This is a genomic window from Segatella copri DSM 18205 (assembly GCF_025151535.1).
GTDB lineage: Bacteria > Bacteroidota > Bacteroidia > Bacteroidales > Bacteroidaceae > Prevotella > Prevotella copri.
The window spans coordinates 1,831,122-1,850,551 of the sequence record NZ_CP102288.1; the positions used below are offsets into that span (position 1 = coordinate 1,831,122).

Sequence of the window (19,430 nt, forward strand, 5' to 3'; positions counted from 1 at the left end):
GAGAAGACGTCCCATCAAACAAAAATCTGTAACCAATCTTTTGCCCATCCAAATAAAAGCAGTATCTTTGCAGACATGAAACAGGAAATCATAGATAAAATCAATCGATTGGCAAGCCAGGATGAGTCTTTTCTCTTTGTTATCAACTATCAGGGAGACAAGGCTTTCATCCGCCAGCTATCAGATATAAATCCCGAAGAATGCCTCTTCGATTTTGAAGGAAGAGACTTCGGAGACCACCTGGCAGATAGAGCCCCCACTTTACGAGGATTATGAGCGAAGCTTCAACATCGTGAAGAGCAACATTATGGCGGGCAACAGCTATCTTACGAATCTCACCAACCGGGTTCCCGTGAGCTGCAATCTTTCATTAGAAGAAATTTTCCATCGTGCAAAAGGGAAGTATAAACTGCTGCTCAGAAGAAAGAGAACTCAAGCAGAAGATAAAGCTCATCTGAAAGAAGAAGCACAGAATAAAGCTCATCTGAAATAAGAGAACATAGAAGAGAATCTCACCCCCTTCGTCTGCTTTTCGCCCGAAACCTTCGTCAGAATCAAGGGCGGAAGAATCTACTCCTATCCCATGAAGGGAACCCTGGATGCATCCCTCCCCAATGCCGAAAAGCTGCTGATGGAAGACCGGAAAGAGGCGGCAGAACACGCCACCATCGTAGATCTGATAAGAAACGACCTGAGCCGGGTGGCAGAAGATGTAAGGGTAGATAAATACCGTTACGTCGACGTGCTGCACACCAACAAGGGCGACATCCTGCAAACCAGTTCAGAAATCAGCGGTCGCCTGCCCGAAGATTACCCGCACCATCTGGGCGAAATCCTCGATGCCCAGCTCCCAGCCGGTTCCATCACGGGTGCCCCGAAAGATAAAACCATGCAGATTATCCAAGAGGCAGAAGGCTACGACCGCGGCTTCTACACGGGCATCATGGGAATCTACGACCAGGGCGAACTCAACTCTGCCGTCATGATAAGATTCATAGAAGAAGAAACTTCGCCGGTTGATTTTGAAGCCGACGGAAAAAAGAATTTCAAGGCAAACGCAGGAAAGAAGCCGAAGGAAAGCCGAAAATTGTATTTCAAGGCAGGCGGCGGCATCACTTCGAAGAGCGATTGCCGGAGGGAATACGAGGAAGTGATTCAGAAAATCTACCTTCCGATTTAAATCCACCTTTCATCTTAGAAAAAATAAAAGAGATTATGAAACAGCAATTTGTAGAAACAATAAAGATCAAGAACGGCAAGGCTCTGGCCCTTCCCTATCATCAGGCAAGAATGGAGAGAACCATCCGCAGGTTCTTTCCAGCCCTCGCATCTGAAGAAATAAAACTCTCATCCCTCATTTCCCCAAAAGAGGAAATGAACCTTTACAAGGCACGAGTGGTTTATGGCATCCTGGGCGTGGAAACCATCGAGTACGCCCCCTACAAGATGAAGGAGATTCATTCCCTCAAGGTGGTAGAGGATAATAATATCGACTACACCTATAAGAGCACAGACCGAAGTGCGCTCAACGCCCTGGTAGCCCAGAAGGACGATTGCGATGAAATCATCATTGTAAAGAACGGGCTCATTACCGATACCTCCTTCACCAATCTCGCCCTTTTTGATGGCAACAGATGGCTCACCCCCAAGCATCCCCTGCTCCTGGGAACCAAACGAGCCCAGCTCCTGGAAGCTGGCATCATCCAGGAAGCCGACCTCACACTAGAAGACCTCAGAAAGGCAGAAAAAGTGAGTCTCTTCAACGCCATGATAGATTTCGGAGAGCGGGAAGTAACCAAGATTTTCCTACCGGATTCAGCCGATTAAGTTGATAAAACTCACCATTAAAAAGTCCCACAGATTCCACAGATTTACACAGATTCATTCTTGTCATAATCGGGAGGAAAACTCCCCAAATATCCAAACAAAAAAATCTGCGAAATCCCCGACCGTACAGGTCAAAAATCTGTGTAAATCTATGAAATCTGTAGGATATAAAAAACTACAGCTCTATCACCTCCAAATCATCCGGAACAAAGATTCTACCCTTGAAGTTCTCGGCAGCTTCACGGGTATAATTTTCTTTACGATTAGCGAGCGTTTTCTCCTCCGTATGATACAGGATAAGATTCTTCACGCCCAGTTCCTCCGCCAGTTTTCCGGCATCAAGCGCCGTACTGTGGCATTTCTCATAAGGCTTGAACGTATCGCGGTCGGCATAGAGGCAGAACGCCTCACACATCATCCAGTCAGCCCCCACTATGTAGCGTCGGTTCTGCTCGTTATAAGGTTCATCGCCCAGGCACGCCAAGACCAAAGGCTTACCCGATTCATCAGAAGAAGGCAGCTCAGCTCGGAATCCGAACTGTTTTTCCTTAGTAGACTGAATATCAAAGCATTCCAGCTTCATATCCCCCACTTCGAAACACTCCCCATCTTCCAGCTGATGGAACACCACCCTTTCAGCCACCTTAGCCAGTTGCTTCTTGGCAAGAATCATGTCGATGATGGTCTTGATTACCTTCATCACCTTATCGTTTCCATACACATGCAGCAATCCCTCGTAACCCTTACATTGTGCCACCATTCGGATTACCCAGATCACACCCAACACATGGTCGGTATGGGCATGGGTAACGAAGAGGTGATGAATGTCAGAAATCTGAACATTTACTTTCTTCAGCTGCGCCAGTATTCCGTTTCCTCCTCCCGCATCCACCAGCATCAGGGTGCTGGGAGTCTTGAGCAGAAAGCAGGTATTATAAATCTGGGAAACCGTAGCATTTCCCGTTCCGAGCATCGTAATTTGATTCGTAATCTTATCCATTATCGTTATCTATTTGATTCACGTCCGCAAAACTACTCATTTTCTGATAAACCACCAAGAAAAAGCCCCGAAAACTTTGCGTATTCCAAATAATAATCTTAACTTTGCGGCATAAAACAAAAAGTAGGTTTCGATTATGGGAAAAATAGAAAGAACATATAATCTGGATACAGTTCTCTTTAGCAATACGAACAAGGGGATGAACTATCCGTTCACCCCCACTATCAAATTATTGCTCAATCTTCCATTTGCCTTCCCCGTACCATTTAACCACTTGACTTGCGGTATAAGGCTCAAAATCCCAATCGCGGGAGTGCATGAACATGTTTGTCTCGGGGTCCCAATACCAATAATGGGTGGAACCTAGGCTATAGCCCAAACTGAGTCTGCATTCTTGCTCCTTATTAGGATGTTCCTTCAGATAGTTAAGCAGCTCAATAGTTGAAATCCATTGTTTTTCCATAATTTTCGTTGTTAAATTCTACAATATAATTATCAAACACGTTGCAAAGATAGAAGATCCTATCGAAATGAACAAATCAATTAGATCTTCTTAGATCGATACCCATGGGATTTAGATCTTCTTAGATCCAACTAAAAATATAATTACAAAACAACTTATAAATAAGACAATAAATATGGCAGATAAGAATATTTTTAAATTAGAAGGGAAAAGCCAGGAACAGGTAAAGGAAGCCTTTCTGGAATTTCTGAAAATAGACAAAACCAAGCCCGGTGGCTATGCCAGCGTAGGCTCAAACAAGGTTATCTGCAAGGTCGCTAAAGAGGCCTGCGGGGTAAACTCAGTATTGGAAATCAAGAATGCAGAGGATGCTACAGAAGTGAGCAAACTCCTAACAGGCAGAATAGACGAAGAACTGGACTACAGCAAGAGGCACCAAATGACAAGCCTGAGATGCCACGTAAGAAAATACATCGAATTTCTGAACTTCTGCGAAGGTCTGAAAGGCAAACCTGTTTACGAGTTTGACAAAGACCCAGATAAGCCATTCATCGGCGCTAGCCAATTCAAGAAGATTGTTTCCCTGCTGAAGGCAAAGAAGAACATCATCCTAGAGGGAGCACCTGGTGTGGGCAAAACCTTTCTGGCCAGAAAGATAGCCTATCAGCTGATTGGCTTTGTGAAGGATGAGAATATCGAGATGGTACAGTTTCATCAATCCTACAGCTATGAGGATTTCGTGCAGGGCATCCGTCCTTCTGAGGAGGGCGGCTTTGAACGGAGGAATGGCATTTTCTTTGACTTCTGCAACAAGGCTAGACGTTCGCCGGACCAGCAGTTTGTCTTCATCATCGACGAGATAAACCGAGGAAACATCAGCAAGATTCTGGGTGAGCTGATGATGCTGATAGAGGCCGACAAACGCAAGAAGCAATACGCCATTAAGCTGACCTACAGCAACGAGGATGATGAGCGTTTCTTTGTACCCGAGAATGTTTATCTGATAGGCTGCATGAACACGGCCGACCGCTCTCTGGCCATCGTAGATTACGCCCTGCGGCGCCGGTTCCGCTTCTGCCCTATCAAGCCGGAATTCAACGAAGCCTTCATCAATTTTTTGGAAGAAAAAGGCATCAGTCAGAAGAATGCGGAGCTGGTAGTGAGCAAGGTAAAATCTGCCAACGAGGTAATCTCTACCATCGACCGAGGGCTGGAAATCGGGCACAGTTATTTCTGTCAGGCAGAGGGTTGTGAAGATTTTTCTGTCTGGTGGAACGATATCTGTGAGTATGAATTGTTTCCGTATCTTCGTGAAATCTGCTTCGATGATGAGGATAAATATGAGTTAATCTGCAACAAACTGAAGTTCTGAAATGCAACAGAAAATTCCAATTGAGAATCTGTATTATCTGCTCTGTTATGCCTGGGGCGTAAGCGACCAGCTTGACAAGGTAAAGGTGGATGGCGAGAAATGCCATTCGCTGGAGAACCTATTGTCAACTATTTTGCTCAACGCCTGCGATAGGCTTTTGCGCCAAGGACTTTTGAGAGCGTATCGGTTTGAGGAGCAGGAAGTGGAGGGCGTTCGCGGCAAGCTGAATCTTGCTGAGACTTTGAAAAGCGGTAAGCATCTGAACGGCAGAACCATCTGCCAGGTAGATGAGCTTACGCAGGATGTAGTCATCAACCGGGTTATCTTTTCTACCTTGAAAAGACTGATGAGGATAGAGGGAATTGATGAGAATATCAGAGCCAGGTTGCGAAAGACTTTGGCAAAATTTCCTCATATTGAGGAGATTCGGGTTACAGAAGGTTTGCTGGGGCGGCTTCGTCAGCATAGGCTTAGCGGGTTTTATAAGCTGGTTCTTAATATCTGCCGGTTGATTTGGGACTCTACCCTTCCCTGCAAGGATAAGGATGGCAGACTGGAGTTTTTGGATTTCACGGAGGATGATTTCCGGATGAACTGCATCTTTGAGCGATTCCTCATGAATTTCTGCAAGCAGAATTGCCGGGATGAGTATCCTGAGGTGCATCGGGAATATATTGATTTCCAGCTTTCACCTTTCGGGATGATGTTTAAGGAGGCTGGCGAGGCTTTACCGGTGATGGAAACCGACGTGACGCTTTTTAATCCGAATACGCAGGAGAAGCTTATTCTTGATGCCAAGTTTTACAGAGAGGCGCTGGTTTCGAAGTTTGGCGGCAGGGAGAAGGTTCGCAGGGACCATCTCTCGCAGATTCTTTCTTACGTGATGAACCAGGAAGACCGGAGCAAGCCGCATACTATGAATGCTTACGGAGCTTTGGTCTACCCTACCGTGGATGAGGATTTCGACTTTTCTTATAGGTATAAGGAGACGGGGCATCGCATCATTGTGAGGACGGTAAACCTGGGGCAACCTTGGAGGAAAATAGAGGAACGGGTGAAGGAGATTGTGAAGAGAGAAGGCAGGGATGAATGGTGATGATTGGCGATGAAGGACAAGCGATGAGGGACAAGCGATAGAATCGCTTGGAACGGGGGTGAGAGGGGGACTGCTCCCCTCTTTGCTTCTATGCTTCTTTGCTGGAGTGGCGGGCTTGCAGGCGAAACGGGGGCTGGAGCTTTAATTATTTACTTTTTTACTTATTTTATTATGGATAGAGATGAAGCTATAGCTAGAGGATTGAGGGTGCATGAAACCCAGCACTCCATGAAACGCAGAAGCCCATGGCATGATTACCATGGAAGGGGTACTTATATGCTGACGCTTGTGGTGGAGGGACGCATGCCTCTGCTGGGGAAACTGTGGGGACGGGTGGATGCCCGTCCTGGGGATGGTGATGCGCCGAAAGTGATGCTTTCTGAACTTGGAATTGCCATCGCGAAGGAGGAGATTCCGAAGATTCATAAATATTATCCCCAGGTGGAGGTTTGGAGGGTTTGCATCATGCCTGATCATATTCACCTGATTGTGAGGGTGAAGGAGGACTTGAGAGGAGGACAAGCGATGGAATCGCTTGGAACGGAGGCTCGAGGGGGACAGGCTTCGGCTTTGACCAAAGAAGCTAACTTAGCTCAAACTGAAGGGGCTAACCAGGCTCAAACAGAAGGGGCTAACTTGGCTTCGGCTGGAGGGGCTAACTTGGCTTCGGCTGGAGGGGCTAACCAGGCTCAGACTGGAGAGAATGAAGCGAGCTCGATTGGGATGACGGCGAAAAGAGAGAAAGAGATGGGGTCGCTGGGAATGGTGATAAAGGGGTTTAAGATGGGATGCAACAAGGCTTACTGGAGGATTTATGGGATGAATACGGCTCCAAGGAAGGGGCTCTTTGAATTGGGGTATAATGACAAGGTTCTGCTACATGAGAGACAACTGGAGGGATGGAAGAAATACTTGGATGATAACCCGAGAAGACTGATGGTGAAGAGGATGAACCCGGGACTTTTTACCGTGATGCAGAATAAAGAGGTGGTGGGTCGCAGATGCCAGATGGTGGGCAACTGTTTCTTGCTCGATATTCCTGATAAGGTGGCGGTCGTTGTACATCGCCGGTATTCTGAGGGGGATTTGAGGCGCTTGCGCGAGGAATGGCTGGCTTGCGGAGAACGTGGTGGCGTGCTGGTGAGTGCTGCCATCTCGACTAAGGAGAAGGAGGTTTTGCGCGAGGCTATGAACCGGGGGTACCGTATTGTGCTCTTGAGGGAGAACGGGTTCCCAAGGTTGTATAAGCCTTGTGGGGAGAGTTTTTATGCCTGTTCTGAGGGGCTGCTGCTTCAGATTAGCCCCTGGGATTACCATATGGAGAAGAAGACTATTACCAGGGAGCAATGCCTGGAACTGAATGAGATGGCGGAAAGGATTGCGGAATGGAGATAGGGAAAATGGAGGCGCTTGGAGAGGAGGCTGGGTGGAGGGACAAGGGACAAGCGATGGAATCGCTTGGAACGGAGGCGAGAGGGGGAATCAGGATGCGACTTAGGCTAAACCAGACGTAAAAAATACGAAGAAACTGACAAGAAATAAAATGTTTTTTTTTATTTTTCACCAAATAAAAACAAAATCTCTCTCTTTTTTATATCCATTCCTTATTATTTTACAATAATATTTTGTTAATTAAGATGTTTTTATTACTTTTGTATCTGTAAAGCATCGTTTACCCTTGCTAACTATAAAATAATAACAAAAATGAAGCAACAGAAATTTGTTTTTTATAGATATAGCTTCCAGGAAGATCCTGATACTATACCTGAAAAGAGAGTAGCTGAAGAAAAAATCAGCACACATTTTGGTAACCTATTTCATGTCGGAGAGAAGTTAACCATGTATATGAAAAAAGGTAAGGCTGACGTCAGTTTGCGGAATGATACCTTTGCCGTATGCAAAGATATTATCGTGTTTAGACTCAACGATGACAAAGATCTGAAAAGAACCTTGCCTACAGGTACCACAACCAACGCTGTTGATGACTATGCTGAAACTATAGAACAATCATTTCCCCATTGCCTAATCATCTTTATCAATCAGCCAGGATTGCATTATGTAGCCATAGAGAAAAAAGCAGGTGCGTTCTATGGAAAAATAGACAAGATAACCAAGATTTTAAAGCAGAACTTCGATCGTATGATCAAGCATCTTGGCTATATGGTCAACTTTGAAGAAATATATATGCAAGCAAAAGCATGGGATGTTGTAAAAAGAAAATGCAGAGAAAACAACGACTATGTAATCCAAGTTTGCCTGACGGCTAAACGTGATAAAGAAAACACTAATCATTCAGATTATACCCGCAACAGCAATATCAATGGCTTTATAGAAGATGGCATGGAGAATGATGCAAAAGAGGTGTTTGCCGGATACAAATACGATAAAAATGCTAGCGACCAGAGCATAAGAAATACTATAGATAAAGTGTTCTATATCAATCAGTTTATAGAAAACAATGAGTGTGAGATAAAAGTAAAGTTGAGCAAAAGCGGTATCATATGCCTCAACGAAGAAGTAGTGCCTATGTACTTTCTCCCAGAGAGAGCTATAGAGAATTTCCAGATAGGTTCTTCTATAAGTGAAACCGAAGATGTATCCACTCTAGAAGAATGGCTCAAGAATAGTATAAATGACATAAAGAGAACTACAGATGCAACAACGCCTCCTAAAAAACTCTCAAGACCTCGTAAGTAATTCGTTCAGGGATCATATCATCTTAAAAGTGATTGAGAAGAGTTGTAAGCAATATGAGAGCCGCATGAATACCATGCGGTTCTCAACCATCGAATTTTTCGTAGAAGTAGTAAATATGATAGACGATATCAGGGAGCACTCTGTAGATTATGACTTTGAGAATGCTTTCGACAATCTTTTCTGTCGCCTACGTGAATACGACTCTAGCGCAAATAATGCCGATGCAAAAATAGCCACGAGTGTAAGTATAACATGGGTAGCCTATCTGCTTTTCCTATGTTATGACAAAAAAGACGACTACGACCATTGGGCACATCGTCTAACTGGGAATCTTAAATCACATGATATAAATTATCGTCAGATTCTCGAAGATATTAATTCAAAACTTCCAGAACATCAGCACGAAGAAATCAAAATCTACATACTGGGCTATATAGATAACCCCGACAAATGGTTGTCGCAACTGATTGAAGATACCATTAAGTATGAGGGTATGAACAGAAAACTCATCCAAGACTTGAAACCATTTTTCTATACAGGCGAAGACCAACTGGCTCATATCATTGCCTATATAAAAGAGGTAAAAGCCACCAGTTCTGATCCTGCAATAGCCAGAATTACTGCAAAATATATCCAAGGAAAAAAGATTTCTGACAATAATAAATCCATCAAAGGGCCTCTGTGGGAGATACTTCACGAACATGAATTGTATAAGACCAAGAAAGACAATTGGAACAAGGCAATAAACAATGCTATGAAACTATAACCTTTCATCTTGCTTGTTGGAGCCGATTATATTCCAAGTATTTCCGCCAAAATCTCCCAATTTTCCGCACAATTTCCCCGTTTTTCCGCTCATTTTCCTCGATAAGATAGAAAATCTGAGCGGAAAAACGATGTTTTCTCCTATAAAAACTGAAAAACACAAATTCATCAGAGTTCATTCCCCTTATTTTCCTCGATTCTTTCCTTTTCCATTCCTTTTCATTCCTTTTCATTCCTCAGCCTGGCGAAAGAAGATTTTTTCGGCCATGAGCATTTCCTTTTTTCCTATCTTTGCACCCGTCATCTGATAACAGGATGACTACCCATCAGGCGAGTTGCAAATCACAAAATGGGGAATGATGGTACTAGAAAAGATGGCGGGGAAACCTCTTCGAACGTCATCGTACCAGAGAGGCTTATTTAATACTCAAGTAAAAATGAATATAGTATTAAATGACAATATGAACGAAAGTTCAAGTAAGGCAGGAAAGGGATTCTACCCAAACACAGAATTGGGTATCGACCTCAAGTTGATGACTAAGGAGCCAGGGCGCATGGCCGTTGGCGAGTATCTGGATGGAGCCATTACGCACGATGGAGAAGACCACTTCACCTTTGTGCAGAATGACCAGGAGAAGAAACTGCAGAAGGTGGTGCAGAGAAATCCGCACGTGTATGAAGGAAAGTACATCAACGTGAACCGGAAGAAAGACGGTACGCTCTACCCTACCTTCAACCGCCCGCAGTTCTCAGAGCGCTTCACCTTCCAGGACTTCTGCCAGGGAGCCGCCGACGAGCTGCGTATCATTAGCGGCAAGAGTGATGACAGATAAACGGAGTTGAGGCTTTCTAGAGGAAATGGGGACTTCGGGGAGGCTGGTAACAGGCTCAACTAAAATCTTCCAATATTCCAGTTCTTCCAATATTCCAAAAAGGGTGTTTTAAGACAAATTCCCTTTTTATAGATTTTATAACTACTTAATATATAGATAGTTATATATATAATATAAGGAAATGGAATCCTCGAAAAATTAATTGGAAGAACTGGAATTGGAAGATTCTGGAAGTCCCCATTTTCCCTAATAGGCTCATTATCAAAACATTAATAAAAAATGAAGAAGACAAATTTAAAGTACGACATTACAAAAAACGCCGCTCCGAAGATGCCCAAACTGGGAAAAGGCACCGAATGTGTGCAACTTTTGCTCTCTCAGGTATCAAAAGACATGCACGAACCCCTTGTTCCAATGCTCTTCCCTATTCTTGGAGCGCAGGTCAGCGGCACGGAATTTCAATATCCCGACCTCAGTTGGAAGGAATCATGTGGCATGATGGCCAATCTCGTTGCCGATTCTGGCTGCAATAAAGGCCAATTGGGAAACTTAGTGGAAGCCATCTGCCGAAACTTCCGAGAACACGATGAAGAGGAATTGGAGAAACTTGTAGAGTGGCAAAAACAGATAAAATCCAAGTCGGCAAACAAGGAAAAGCCTGTAAGACCCGACGTGAGTTTCTGGTTTCCACCTGCCGATGTAACCAATGCGGCCTTTATTCTGAACGCCATGGGATGCGAGAACCTGGGCGAAAGAACGCAATACCTCAATCTGCCCGAGGTGGAGATGGCCGACAGGATGTGCGGCGGACACAAGCAGATTTCGCAGATGCTGCGCAATATCTACGACCGCCAGCGCTCGGGAGCATTAAGAGCTACAGCCGATGGCGTGACCGGTAATCCGGTACTCCGTGCCAACCTCACCATCTCCTCCACTCCGTATGCAACCCGCAAGTTCTATAAGAACGAGCTCTTCAATGGTACATTCGGGCGAATGGTGTTCTCATATAAGCCTCGAATGGGGCGTGATGGAAAAATCCCGAGACAGGGAAAATATGATGAGGCTTTCTATAAGAAGCTGGATGAGTATATTGTGAAGCTAAGCATCTGCAAGGGCAGGTTCATCATCAAGCCGCTGAATAAACTTACTGACCAGCTGGCTCAGGATATGGCTACGCTTGCCGACCTGACAGACGACGATGTATTTTGGGACATTTCGAAGCGTTCCATCGTATCGGCATGGAAGGCGGGCTGCCTGCTCTGGGTGCTGAATAACCAGACTTGGACGAAGTCGATGGGCGATCTGGTGGAGTGGCTGGTGTATCATGACCTTTGGAGTAAGGCGCAGCTTTTCTCAGATTTGCTGAACCAGGATGCTGACTCGGTAAACGAGGCGCAACGAAGGGGACCGAAGAACCTGCTCGATGATCTGCCTAATCCTTTCAACGAGGCGCAACTGGAAGCACTCCGCATTTCGCAAGGAAAGACAAAGGAGGGCACGAAAAACCAACTCTACAAATGGGTGTTTCGCAAGTTTATCACCTTTTCGGCAGAAACGGGGCTTTATACTAAGACTGAGGAGTACTTGACAGGAAGCGGGACGAGCGATGGAATCGCTCGGAACGGGGGCAAGAGTGGCGGCTCTGGAAGAAAGAAGAAAGAGGCTGATGACGGGCAGAAGGAGATGGCTGCTGATGCTAAGAAAAAGAAAGGGAAAGGGATATGATGGAGAAATATGAGATACAGAAACTGCGCGAACTTCCGATAGAGAAGGTTGCGAAAGAGATGGGGATGAAGGTGGAGCACCATAAGGCGCTCTGCCCCTTCCATGACGACCACCACGCCAGCCTTACGTTCAACAAGACCAAGAACAGCTGTAGATGCTATGTCTGCATGAGGAGTTCCATCGGCACCATCGACCTGGCGATGAGATACCTGGGTAAGGATTTCCCGTCGGCTTGCCGATGGCTCGCCGAGGAACATCAGATCCAGCTGGAGGAGGATTCTTCCTCGGGGAAAAGCTCTTCCTTTGGGGGGTCTTCGGGCAGAGGGGCTTCTTCGGGCTCTTCATCCGATGGTTCTTCTTCGGGTGATGATTCGGGGAAATCTTCCTTCGATGCAAGCAGGTATGCTAGGTTCTTCGAACATCCCTGGCTCAACCAGGCAGCTCGGAGATTTCTCTTCGAGGAGAGGAAGATTGACTGGAGAGTGGTGAACTGGTGCAGACTTACTTCCTGGACGGATAAGAAGGGCATCAACTGGCTGCAGATTCCTTACTTCGATACCGATGGGCGGCTTATCGGTATTCAGAACCGAAACCTGGATTACACGAAGAAAAAATCTTCATCGGGAGGTTGTTCTTCTGACGAGAATGTTTCTTCTGAAGAAAAAAGGCCGGGCGAAGAAAAGGAGCAGGATGCTCCCCGCTTCCGGTTCCCTTACGGCGCAAGATGCAGCATCTATAACCTGCCGGTTGTGAAGAGACTGAAGCCGGGCGAGAGGCTGTTTATTACGGAGGGATGTAGCGACTGCTGGGCGATGCTTTCTGCCGGACATAAGGCGATAGCCATCCCTTCTGCCACGCTTCTCAAGCCCGAGGATAAGCAGCTGCTGACGGATATCGGAAAACTGTATCAGGTGGAATTCCACATGTTTCCCGATCAGGATGTGCCGGGCGAAAGCCTCTTCATGCAACTCAGGGAGATGCTCCCCCAGCTGGTTCACCACCAGTTGCCACCGGGCTGCAAGGATTTTAGCGAATACTATCTTTTAGGGGCTGCTGCAACTTCCGGGAGCAAGGAGCCGATAAACAAATGATTAAAAAATTAACTGAACTTTCGCATATCAGGAAGTTAAAGGAGTTAAGGAAGTTAAGGAGTTAAGACGTATGTCTTGCTGCTTAAAAAACTACGCCAAAAAGACTATTGTCTTAACTCCTCAGCGACCGTAGGGAGCGATAACTTCTTTAACTCCTTTAACTCCTGAACTTGCGAAACTTGAAAAAATTGAGATTATGGAAGATTTTATAAACCGTTCGTATACGAAGAAGGAACTGGGACTGATGTACTTTCCCGAGAGTATGCCACGCACGGCCGTGAATCATCTCATGAGTTGGATTCGGCGTTGCCAGCCGCTCTGGGATGAATTGCAGGAGATGGGATATGAAAAGACTTGCAAGTCGTTCACGCCCAAGCAGGTAAAGGCTATTATCGATAACCTCGGGGAACCGGGATATTAGTTATTAGTGATTAATGTTAACTTGGCGGGTGACGGACCAGCGATAGAATCGCTGGGAACGGAGGCTTTTTCTATGTTGAACGTTAAGTGTTAAATGGTGAGTGTTTTGAAGAAAATGTTCCGCTATCGCATGGTATCGCACGCTATCGCACACCTGATAAATCGGGATTTCGTATCTTTGCATCGTGATTCAGAAAGCGCGCAAAATCACTTGCCCAGTTGGAGAAAAATATTTCCCTAATTGGGAAAATAAAAAAGAAAATGAAACCAAGACTCCAAGCCTCGAAACGAGTCGTTTCGCTAGCGAAACTTAGCAGGGGGCAGAAAAAAATCATGAACCAGAACATGAAGGCATTCATCCGGTATCTCATCGTGGCGATTTGCTCAGCCATCGTCACCTTCCTATCCAGCTCCTGCACGGCAGGACTCGTAATCGGAAAGAACCAGCGGCAACATCAGGAGAACAACATCTCCACCAAAGTAGATTCTACCTACTACGTGCCAACCATTACCATCAGGTAGTTTTAGAGTGAACAGTTGATAGTTTATAACAATTAAAAAATCAAAAGATTATGGCAATTAATTTGAAAGCAAAGGAGACCCTTATCCAAGTAGGCGAAATGAAGGGTCAGTACAGATTCATCCTCGGTACCGAACTTTACAACAAGCTCTCTGAGAGCAAGGTTATCAAGGAGGCTGCTATCAGAAGCGGTGTTAGCGTGGGCGTGATGCAGGTTTGCTGGGATGCAGCAGGCGAGGTTATCAAGGCGTGGTGTACCGAAGGTCATTCCGTAGCCGTTCCGGGATTGGGAACCATGCGATTCGGCGTAAGAGCCAAGAGTGTGCCTACCGTAGGCGAAGTGGCTACCAGTCTGATTACCAACCGCCGTGTTATCTTCACCCCAAGCGTTGACATCAAGCGCGAGCTGCAGGAAACCTCCATCCAGATTACCTGTTACGACCGCAACGGCAAGGTGGTGAAAAACGTTACTTCCGACGATAAGGGCGATGTGGAAGACCCAGACAACACCCCAGGTGGTGGCGGCGGTTCGGATAACACCCCGGGCGGCGGAAATACCGAAGGCGGCGGAACCACCGGCGGTAATGAAGGAGACGGTTTGGAGTAAGAAAAGAGCCCCTGATGCAAGAAAACGAGCATCGGGGGCTTTTATTTTGATACCTCAGTTCGGGATAAGAAATAGTGCCTAAAAAAGTTGGTAATCTCCGATATTTTTTGTATCTTTGTAGTTGAAATCCAATTAGTTACAAACATAAAAAGATATCATTATGGAGATTACCAAGGACAAAGTTACAGAATTATTTTGTATTATTGATGAATTTTACAAAGTTTTTGATGCTGAAAATGCAGGAAAATTGCTTTTGAGTGAAGATGGAGTAAAGCGCAGACGACGTAAAGCCTCTTTATCTGATAGTGAAATCATGACGATTTTGCTGTATTTCCATTTCGGCTCGTTCCGAAACTTCAAGCATTATTACCTATTCTTTATTAGAGGAACTTTGAAGTCATATTTTCCAAATGCGGTGTCTTATAACCGTTTTGTAGAACTTGAAAGTCGCGTATTCTTCCCTCTCATGTTCTTCCTGAATCTCCGTGCTTTTGGCAGATGTACAGGTATAACCTTTGTTGATTCAACCATGATACCAATATGCCACAATCTCAGGCGTTATGCCAACAAAGTGTTCAAAGGCATTGCCACAGACGGAAAGGGAACAATGGGATGGTGTCATGGGTTCAAGCTACATCTGGCTTGTAATGATAGAGGTGAGATAATTGCTTTTGTTCTCACTGGTGCAAACGTTAGCGACAAAGATCCAGCGGTATTCGATGTGTTGGCTAAACGTCTGTATGGTAAGCTGTTTGCAGATAAAGGCTATATCTCGCAAAAACTTTTCGATTCGCTTTTTGAGGAAGGCATCCAGTTGGTAACAGGACTGAGAGTGAACATGAAGAACAAACTAATGCCGTTCTATGACAAGATGATGCTACGCAAAAGATACATCATTGAAACGATTAATGACCTGTTGAAAAATACGGCTCAGATAGTACATTCACGTCACAGGTCTGTTGCGAATTTCATCATAAATATTATTTCTGCATTAGGGGCATACTGTTTCTTTGACAACAAGCCCAAGGCACTTACTGGATACGTTATCGAAGATACGAAACAGCTTAGTCTTTTCTAACATTGCATATTTTACAGGAGGATTTTGTCTCAGCAACCATCCAAGATATATAGATGGTTGCCAAGCCTCTGTGTCCCTTATATAAAAACATTATAAAGCCTTTAGATAGAGCTCGTTATCCCGAACTGAGGTATTTTGATATCAAAAATCTTTAGTAAGGGAACAGAAGTGGAAGAACGAAGGTCATCACAACGCCGATGATAATCTGCAGAGGCAAACCTACCTTCACGTAATCCATAAACGTATAGCCACCCGCCTTCATCACCAGCGCATTAGGAGGCGTGGAGAACGGAGAGGCAAAGCACATGCTGGCGCCCAACGTAACCGCAAAGAGGAAGGAATAAGGACTCACACCTACCTGCTGGGCCGCCACCAGGGCAATAGGAGCCATCAGCACAGCCGTGGCAGTATTGCTGATAAACATCGTCATCAGAGAAGTGGTGAAGTAGATACCTGCCAAGAGCGCCGTAGGTCCCATCGAACCCAAACTCTCTACCAGCCCCAGAGAAACCAAGGCTGAAGCACCCGTCTTCTCAAGCGCCGTAGACATCGGCATCATGGCGGCTATCAGCACGATGCTCTCCCAGTTGATGGTCTTGTAAGCCGCCTCTACATTCCGGAAACATCCGGCAAAGACGGTCAGCAGTCCGGCGATGATGACCGCCGTGACCGGAGCCACAGGAATGAAATCGAATACCATCATCGCAATCATCAGCAGCATGATGGCAGCCGCCACAGGCGCCTTATAATCTAAGAGCACCTTGTCGGCAGTCTTCTCTGGCTGGTCGATAACCACCCAGTTGCTCGTATCGGCAGCCAGATGAGCCAGATTGGTCCATTCGCCCTGCACCAGGAGCATATCGCCCACATGCAGCTTGGTGGCTATCAGATTTTCGGTAATATATTCATCGCCACGCTTTACGCCCAGCACGTTGATGCCGAAACGCTTGCGCAGGTTGGCATCGCCTATGCGCAGACCGGCAAAATTAGACGTAGGCATCACCACGATTTCGGTCAGTCCCAGGTCGTAGAAATCAATCTTCACATCCTTCATCTTCCTGAGGCCGTAATCGCTGGCAAAGCGTTTCATCTTCTCCTCCTCACCTATTATATATAAGGTATCGTGAACCTGAATGGTGCTGCTGCTCTTCGCCATGTTCTGGCTCACATCCTTCACCAGTCCCAGTCGTGATTTCTTCTCGTTTCTTATCTCGATGATACTCACGCCATATTTCTTCTGGATGCTCAGATCCTTCAGGGTTTTGCCCACGATATCCATCTGCTCGCCATTCTCGTCGAGGGCGGCAGAAGGGCGGCGGCTAGGCACGATGTAGCGATGCAGATTATCGAGCAGCTGATATTCGTCTACCAGGTCATCAAGCGATTTGCCCTGCTTCTTTTTCTTACCGTTCTGCTTTTTGCTGAGGAAGATTTTGCTGAGCGGCATGAGCACGATGATGCCGATGGCGATGACGATGATGCCCACAGGGAAGAAGCTGAAGAAAGCAAGCGGCTGATAACCGCCCTCGGTCAATACTTCATCGATAACCAGGTTGGGCGGCGTACCGATGAGGGTGAGCATTCCGCCCAGACTTCCGGCAAAGGCGAGCGGCATGAGAAAACGCGACGACTGCATGCCCGAGCCCGCAGCTATGCTCATGATGATAGGCATCATGAGGGCCACCGTTCCGGTATTGCTCACGAAGGCGCCGATAAAGGAGGTTACGAGCATTACGAGCAGGAAGGTGATGGTTTCGTTGCCGCGCGAGAGCGCCATGAGTTTATTGCCCGTAAGCTTGGCAAGTCCGGTCTGCATGATAGCTCCACCCACCACGAAGAGTCCTATCATCATGATGACGATGGGCGAAGAGAAGCCCGCCAGCGCCTCGGCAGGTGTCAGGATACCCAGAAGCAGGAGTGCAGCCAGGGCGGTAAGCGCCACGATGTCGGCCCTCACCCTGCCCCAGATGAACAGGGCTACCGTAATAACCAATATGATAAGTGTTGTTGTCATGTGCTTTTTTTGGCTGCAAATATACGGAAATAAAGTGAGAATTAAGAACTTTGTGGGAAGAAAAATGAAGAAAAATCTTGCATAATACAGAGATTTATGCTAACTTTGCAAACAAAAAAAGTTAGCAACATGACAAAGAAAGGTAAACATACCGTATTATTTATCTGCCTGGGCAACATCTGCCGCTCTCCGGCAGCCGAGGGAATCATGAAGAGTCTTGTAGAAAAAGCGGGGCTTCAGGATGAGTTTGAAATCGATTCTGCGGGCATCGGGGGCTGGCACATAGGTCAGTTGCCCGACAGCCGCATGCGTAAATGTGGCGCCGAGCATGGCTACAATTTCAACAGCCATGCCCGCCAGTTCCAGAAGTCAGACTTCGCCCGTTTCGAAACCATCGTGGTAATGGACAACGAAAACTACCGTGCCATTACCTCCATGGCTTCTTCAGAGTCTGATAGGAAGAAGGTTGTGCGCATGGCCGATTTCCTGACCCACCATCGCGAATACACCACCGTTCCCGATCCGTATTATGGCGACTATAGCGACTTCGAGCTCGTCATCACGCTTCTCGAAGATGCCTGCCAGGGATTGCTGGACAGCATTATCGGGGAAGGGTAAAAACAGATAAAACAAAAAGGGATGAATCATCAAAATATCAGATTGATGACTCATCCCTTTTTTCATTTTAAAATATTTATACCGTAATCTCGCCCGAGCCATAGCAACGATGATGATGCTCATCATAAACTACACAGAACTGGCCGGGAGCCACACCATGAATCGCTTCTTCTGAATGAATCATCCAGCGGCCGTCTTCCAGCTTTTCTATCGTAGCAGGATGATACTCCGGCGTATGACGAATCTTGAAAGTTACCTTCTGCATCGCAACCTCGCGTGTGAGGAAATGGAAATCGTGAAGAGGAAAATCCTTCTTGTAGGCCGACTGCGGATCATAACCATGACTCACATACAGGATGTTGTTCTCTACATCCTTCTTAATCACGAACCAGGGACCGCCGCCAAAGCCCAAGCCCTTGCGCTGGCCGATGGTATGAAACCACAACCCCTTGTGCTCGCCTATGCGCTTGCCCGTTTCCATCTCTATGACATCGCCCGGTTTTTCGCCCAGATAACGGCGGATATAATCATTATAATTAATCTGTCCCAGGAAGCAGATTCCCTGGCTGTCCTTGCGCTTGGCATTTATCAGATGCTCCTCTTCGGCTATCTCGCGAACCTCATTCTTGATATGATGGCCGATAGGGAAAATCGCTTTTTTCAATTGCCAGCTCTCTATCTGAGCCAGAAAATCGGTCTGGTCTTTTACAGGATCAGGACTCGTGACAAGCCATTTGTCGCCATTTTCATCCGTTTCGGTCTGCGCATAATGCCCCGTGGCGATGAGGTCGTAGTTGTGACCCATCTTCTCATCGAAGGCGCCAAACTTAATCAGGCGGTTGCACATCACGTCCGGATTAGGCGTAAAACCAGCCTTCACCTTCTCCATCGTATAACGGGTTACCTCGTTCCAATATTCATGATGGCAGTCAACCACTTGCAGCTTGCACCCATACTTTCTAGCCACAGCCGTAGCCATCTCCAGGTCCTCCTCCGAAGAGCAGTCCCACTCCTCTTTCTCCTCAGGACCAATCTTGATGTAGAAGCAATCAGGATGCAGGCCCAGCTGGGCAAACTCCCAAACCACAACCGAACTGTCGACGCCACCCGAAAGGAGCACGGCAATTCTCTTATCCTTTATTTCGTCAATATTCAGCATATTCTTTCCTGTTTATAATAATCCGGTTGCAAAATTACGAAAAAAAACTGATATAATGAGCAAAGAAAGGGCTAGAAATGCATGAGAAAGAGAAAAGAAAAGCCCGCAAAGCCTATTATCGCTATAGAAAACACTTATAGCCGCA

General features: G+C 46.2%; 19 protein-coding genes and 1 pseudogene. 16 read left to right on the plus strand and 4 right to left on the minus strand.

The window, feature by feature from the left end; genetic code table 11:
- The first annotated feature begins 75 nt into the window (after positions 1 to 75).
- Both NQ544_RS07785 and NQ544_RS07790 read left to right on the plus strand, forming a co-directional pair.
- A pseudogene (locus NQ544_RS07785) lies at positions 76 to 1,180 on the plus strand (aminodeoxychorismate synthase component I).
- Positions 1,181 to 1,215: 35 nt separating this feature from the next.
- Complete coding sequence (locus tag NQ544_RS07790; protein WP_006847194.1) at positions 1,216 to 1,827, plus strand: aminotransferase class IV family protein; 612 nt, start codon at positions 1,216 to 1,218, stop codon at positions 1,825 to 1,827.
- Between the two features lie 175 nt (positions 1,828 to 2,002).
- On the opposite strand, the gene NQ544_RS07795 is transcribed toward NQ544_RS07790, so the two are convergent.
- Positions 2,003 to 2,827, minus strand: coding sequence for an MBL fold metallo-hydrolase (locus NQ544_RS07795; RefSeq protein ID WP_006847193.1), 825 nt, complete (start codon positions 2,825 to 2,827; stop codon positions 2,003 to 2,005).
- Between the two features lie 229 nt (positions 2,828 to 3,056).
- The gene (locus tag NQ544_RS07800) at positions 3,057 to 3,290 is read right to left on the minus strand and encodes a hypothetical protein (RefSeq protein ID WP_006847192.1); all 234 of its coding nucleotides are present in this window, start codon (positions 3,288 to 3,290) and stop codon (positions 3,057 to 3,059) included.
- 175 nt (positions 3,291 to 3,465) lie between these two features.
- On the opposite strand from NQ544_RS07800, the gene NQ544_RS07805 reads away from it, so the two are divergent.
- From NQ544_RS07805 to NQ544_RS07865, 13 genes are all read left to right on the plus strand, one after another.
- Positions 3,466 to 4,662, plus strand: a complete 1,197-nt coding sequence (locus NQ544_RS07805) for an AAA family ATPase (protein WP_006847191.1) — start codon at positions 3,466 to 3,468, stop codon at positions 4,660 to 4,662.
- Position 4,663: 1 nt separating this feature from the next.
- Positions 4,664 to 5,758: a 5-methylcytosine restriction system specificity protein McrC gene (locus NQ544_RS07810; protein ID WP_006847190.1), complete on the plus strand. Its 1,095-nt coding sequence runs from the start codon at positions 4,664 to 4,666 to the stop codon at positions 5,756 to 5,758.
- Between the two features lie 171 nt (positions 5,759 to 5,929).
- The gene (locus NQ544_RS07815) at positions 5,930 to 7,153 is read left to right on the plus strand and encodes a hypothetical protein (RefSeq protein ID WP_153134127.1); all 1,224 of its coding nucleotides are present in this window, start codon (positions 5,930 to 5,932) and stop codon (positions 7,151 to 7,153) included.
- Entirely contained in the window at positions 7,144 to 7,272 is a 129-nt protein-coding gene (locus NQ544_RS07820; RefSeq protein ID WP_006847188.1) for a hypothetical protein, read from the plus strand. Before NQ544_RS07815 ends, NQ544_RS07820 begins: the two co-directional genes overlap by 10 nt.
- A 190-nt stretch (positions 7,273 to 7,462) precedes the next feature.
- Positions 7,463 to 8,455, plus strand: coding sequence for a hypothetical protein (locus NQ544_RS07825; protein ID WP_006847187.1), 993 nt, complete (start codon positions 7,463 to 7,465; stop codon positions 8,453 to 8,455).
- Between the two features lie 115 nt (positions 8,456 to 8,570).
- Positions 8,571 to 9,221, plus strand: coding sequence for a hypothetical protein (locus tag NQ544_RS07830; RefSeq protein WP_260113648.1), 651 nt, complete (start codon positions 8,571 to 8,573; stop codon positions 9,219 to 9,221).
- A 436-nt stretch (positions 9,222 to 9,657) separates the two neighbouring features.
- Positions 9,658 to 10,053, plus strand: a complete 396-nt coding sequence (locus tag NQ544_RS07835; protein WP_153134128.1) for a hypothetical protein — start codon at positions 9,658 to 9,660, stop codon at positions 10,051 to 10,053.
- 279 nt (positions 10,054 to 10,332) lie between these two features.
- Positions 10,333 to 11,778, plus strand: a complete 1,446-nt coding sequence (locus NQ544_RS07840) for a hypothetical protein (RefSeq protein WP_006847183.1) — start codon at positions 10,333 to 10,335, stop codon at positions 11,776 to 11,778.
- On the plus strand, positions 11,775 to 12,869 hold the full coding sequence (locus NQ544_RS07845) for a CHC2 zinc finger domain-containing protein (protein ID WP_006847182.1): 1,095 nt from the start codon (positions 11,775 to 11,777) through the stop codon (positions 12,867 to 12,869). The genes NQ544_RS07840 and NQ544_RS07845 overlap by 4 nt, the downstream gene beginning before the upstream one ends.
- Positions 12,870 to 13,065: 196 nt before the next feature.
- Positions 13,066 to 13,290: a DUF4248 domain-containing protein gene (locus tag NQ544_RS07850; protein WP_006847181.1), complete on the plus strand. Its 225-nt coding sequence runs from the start codon at positions 13,066 to 13,068 to the stop codon at positions 13,288 to 13,290.
- Positions 13,291 to 13,550: 260 nt separating this feature from the next.
- Positions 13,551 to 13,811: a hypothetical protein gene (locus tag NQ544_RS07855; protein ID WP_153133869.1), complete on the plus strand. Its 261-nt coding sequence runs from the start codon at positions 13,551 to 13,553 to the stop codon at positions 13,809 to 13,811.
- Positions 13,812 to 13,861: 50 nt separating this feature from the next.
- Entirely contained in the window at positions 13,862 to 14,416 is a 555-nt protein-coding gene (locus NQ544_RS07860) for an HU family DNA-binding protein (RefSeq protein ID WP_006847179.1), read from the plus strand.
- 160 nt (positions 14,417 to 14,576) lie between these two features.
- Entirely contained in the window at positions 14,577 to 15,494 is a 918-nt protein-coding gene (locus tag NQ544_RS07865) for an IS982 family transposase (RefSeq protein ID WP_006848425.1), read from the plus strand.
- A 151-nt stretch (positions 15,495 to 15,645) separates the two neighbouring features.
- Here the strand turns inward: NQ544_RS07865 and NQ544_RS07870 are convergent, their stop codons facing one another.
- Entirely contained in the window at positions 15,646 to 17,508 is a 1,863-nt protein-coding gene (locus NQ544_RS07870) for an SLC13 family permease (protein ID WP_006847177.1), read from the minus strand.
- 129 nt (positions 17,509 to 17,637) lie between these two features.
- On the opposite strand from NQ544_RS07870, the gene NQ544_RS07875 reads away from it, so the two are divergent.
- Complete coding sequence (locus tag NQ544_RS07875) at positions 17,638 to 18,126, plus strand: low molecular weight protein-tyrosine-phosphatase (protein ID WP_040552861.1); 489 nt, start codon at positions 17,638 to 17,640, stop codon at positions 18,124 to 18,126.
- Positions 18,127 to 18,202: 76 nt separating this feature from the next.
- On the opposite strand, the gene mnmA is transcribed toward NQ544_RS07875, so the two are convergent.
- The gene (mnmA, locus tag NQ544_RS07880) at positions 18,203 to 19,282 is read right to left on the minus strand and encodes a tRNA 2-thiouridine(34) synthase MnmA (RefSeq protein WP_040552972.1); all 1,080 of its coding nucleotides are present in this window, start codon (positions 19,280 to 19,282) and stop codon (positions 18,203 to 18,205) included.
- Between the last annotated feature and the right edge of the window lie 148 nt (positions 19,283 to 19,430).

What these genes read in the sequence shown, in the direction of transcription:
- NQ544_RS07790 (WP_006847194.1), top strand. Translation starts at nt 1,216, where the DNA reads ATGAAACAGCAATTTGTAGAAACAATAAAGATCAAGAACGGCAAGGCT.
- NQ544_RS07795 (WP_006847193.1), bottom strand. Translation starts at nt 2,827, where the DNA reads ATGGATAAGATTACGAATCAAATTACGATGCTCGGAACGGGAAATGCT.
- NQ544_RS07800 (WP_006847192.1), bottom strand. Translation starts at nt 3,290, where the DNA reads ATGGAAAAACAATGGATTTCAACTATTGAGCTGCTTAACTATCTGAAG.
- NQ544_RS07805 (WP_006847191.1), top strand. Translation starts at nt 3,466, where the DNA reads ATGGCAGATAAGAATATTTTTAAATTAGAAGGGAAAAGCCAGGAACAG.
- NQ544_RS07810 (WP_006847190.1), top strand. Translation starts at nt 4,664, where the DNA reads ATGCAACAGAAAATTCCAATTGAGAATCTGTATTATCTGCTCTGTTAT.
- NQ544_RS07815 (WP_153134127.1), top strand. Translation starts at nt 5,930, where the DNA reads ATGGATAGAGATGAAGCTATAGCTAGAGGATTGAGGGTGCATGAAACC.
- NQ544_RS07820 (WP_006847188.1), top strand. Translation starts at nt 7,144, where the DNA reads ATGGAGATAGGGAAAATGGAGGCGCTTGGAGAGGAGGCTGGGTGGAGG.
- NQ544_RS07825 (WP_006847187.1), top strand. Translation starts at nt 7,463, where the DNA reads ATGAAGCAACAGAAATTTGTTTTTTATAGATATAGCTTCCAGGAAGAT.
- NQ544_RS07830 (WP_260113648.1), top strand. Translation starts at nt 8,571, where the DNA reads ATGATAGACGATATCAGGGAGCACTCTGTAGATTATGACTTTGAGAAT.
- NQ544_RS07835 (WP_153134128.1), top strand. Translation starts at nt 9,658, where the DNA reads ATGAATATAGTATTAAATGACAATATGAACGAAAGTTCAAGTAAGGCA.
- NQ544_RS07840 (WP_006847183.1), top strand. Translation starts at nt 10,333, where the DNA reads ATGAAGAAGACAAATTTAAAGTACGACATTACAAAAAACGCCGCTCCG.
- NQ544_RS07845 (WP_006847182.1), top strand. Translation starts at nt 11,775, where the DNA reads ATGATGGAGAAATATGAGATACAGAAACTGCGCGAACTTCCGATAGAG.
- NQ544_RS07850 (WP_006847181.1), top strand. Translation starts at nt 13,066, where the DNA reads ATGGAAGATTTTATAAACCGTTCGTATACGAAGAAGGAACTGGGACTG.
- NQ544_RS07855 (WP_153133869.1), top strand. Translation starts at nt 13,551, where the DNA reads ATGAAACCAAGACTCCAAGCCTCGAAACGAGTCGTTTCGCTAGCGAAA.
- NQ544_RS07860 (WP_006847179.1), top strand. Translation starts at nt 13,862, where the DNA reads ATGGCAATTAATTTGAAAGCAAAGGAGACCCTTATCCAAGTAGGCGAA.
- NQ544_RS07865 (WP_006848425.1), top strand. Translation starts at nt 14,577, where the DNA reads ATGGAGATTACCAAGGACAAAGTTACAGAATTATTTTGTATTATTGAT.
- NQ544_RS07870 (WP_006847177.1), bottom strand. Translation starts at nt 17,508, where the DNA reads ATGACAACAACACTTATCATATTGGTTATTACGGTAGCCCTGTTCATC.
- NQ544_RS07875 (WP_040552861.1), top strand. Translation starts at nt 17,638, where the DNA reads ATGACAAAGAAAGGTAAACATACCGTATTATTTATCTGCCTGGGCAAC.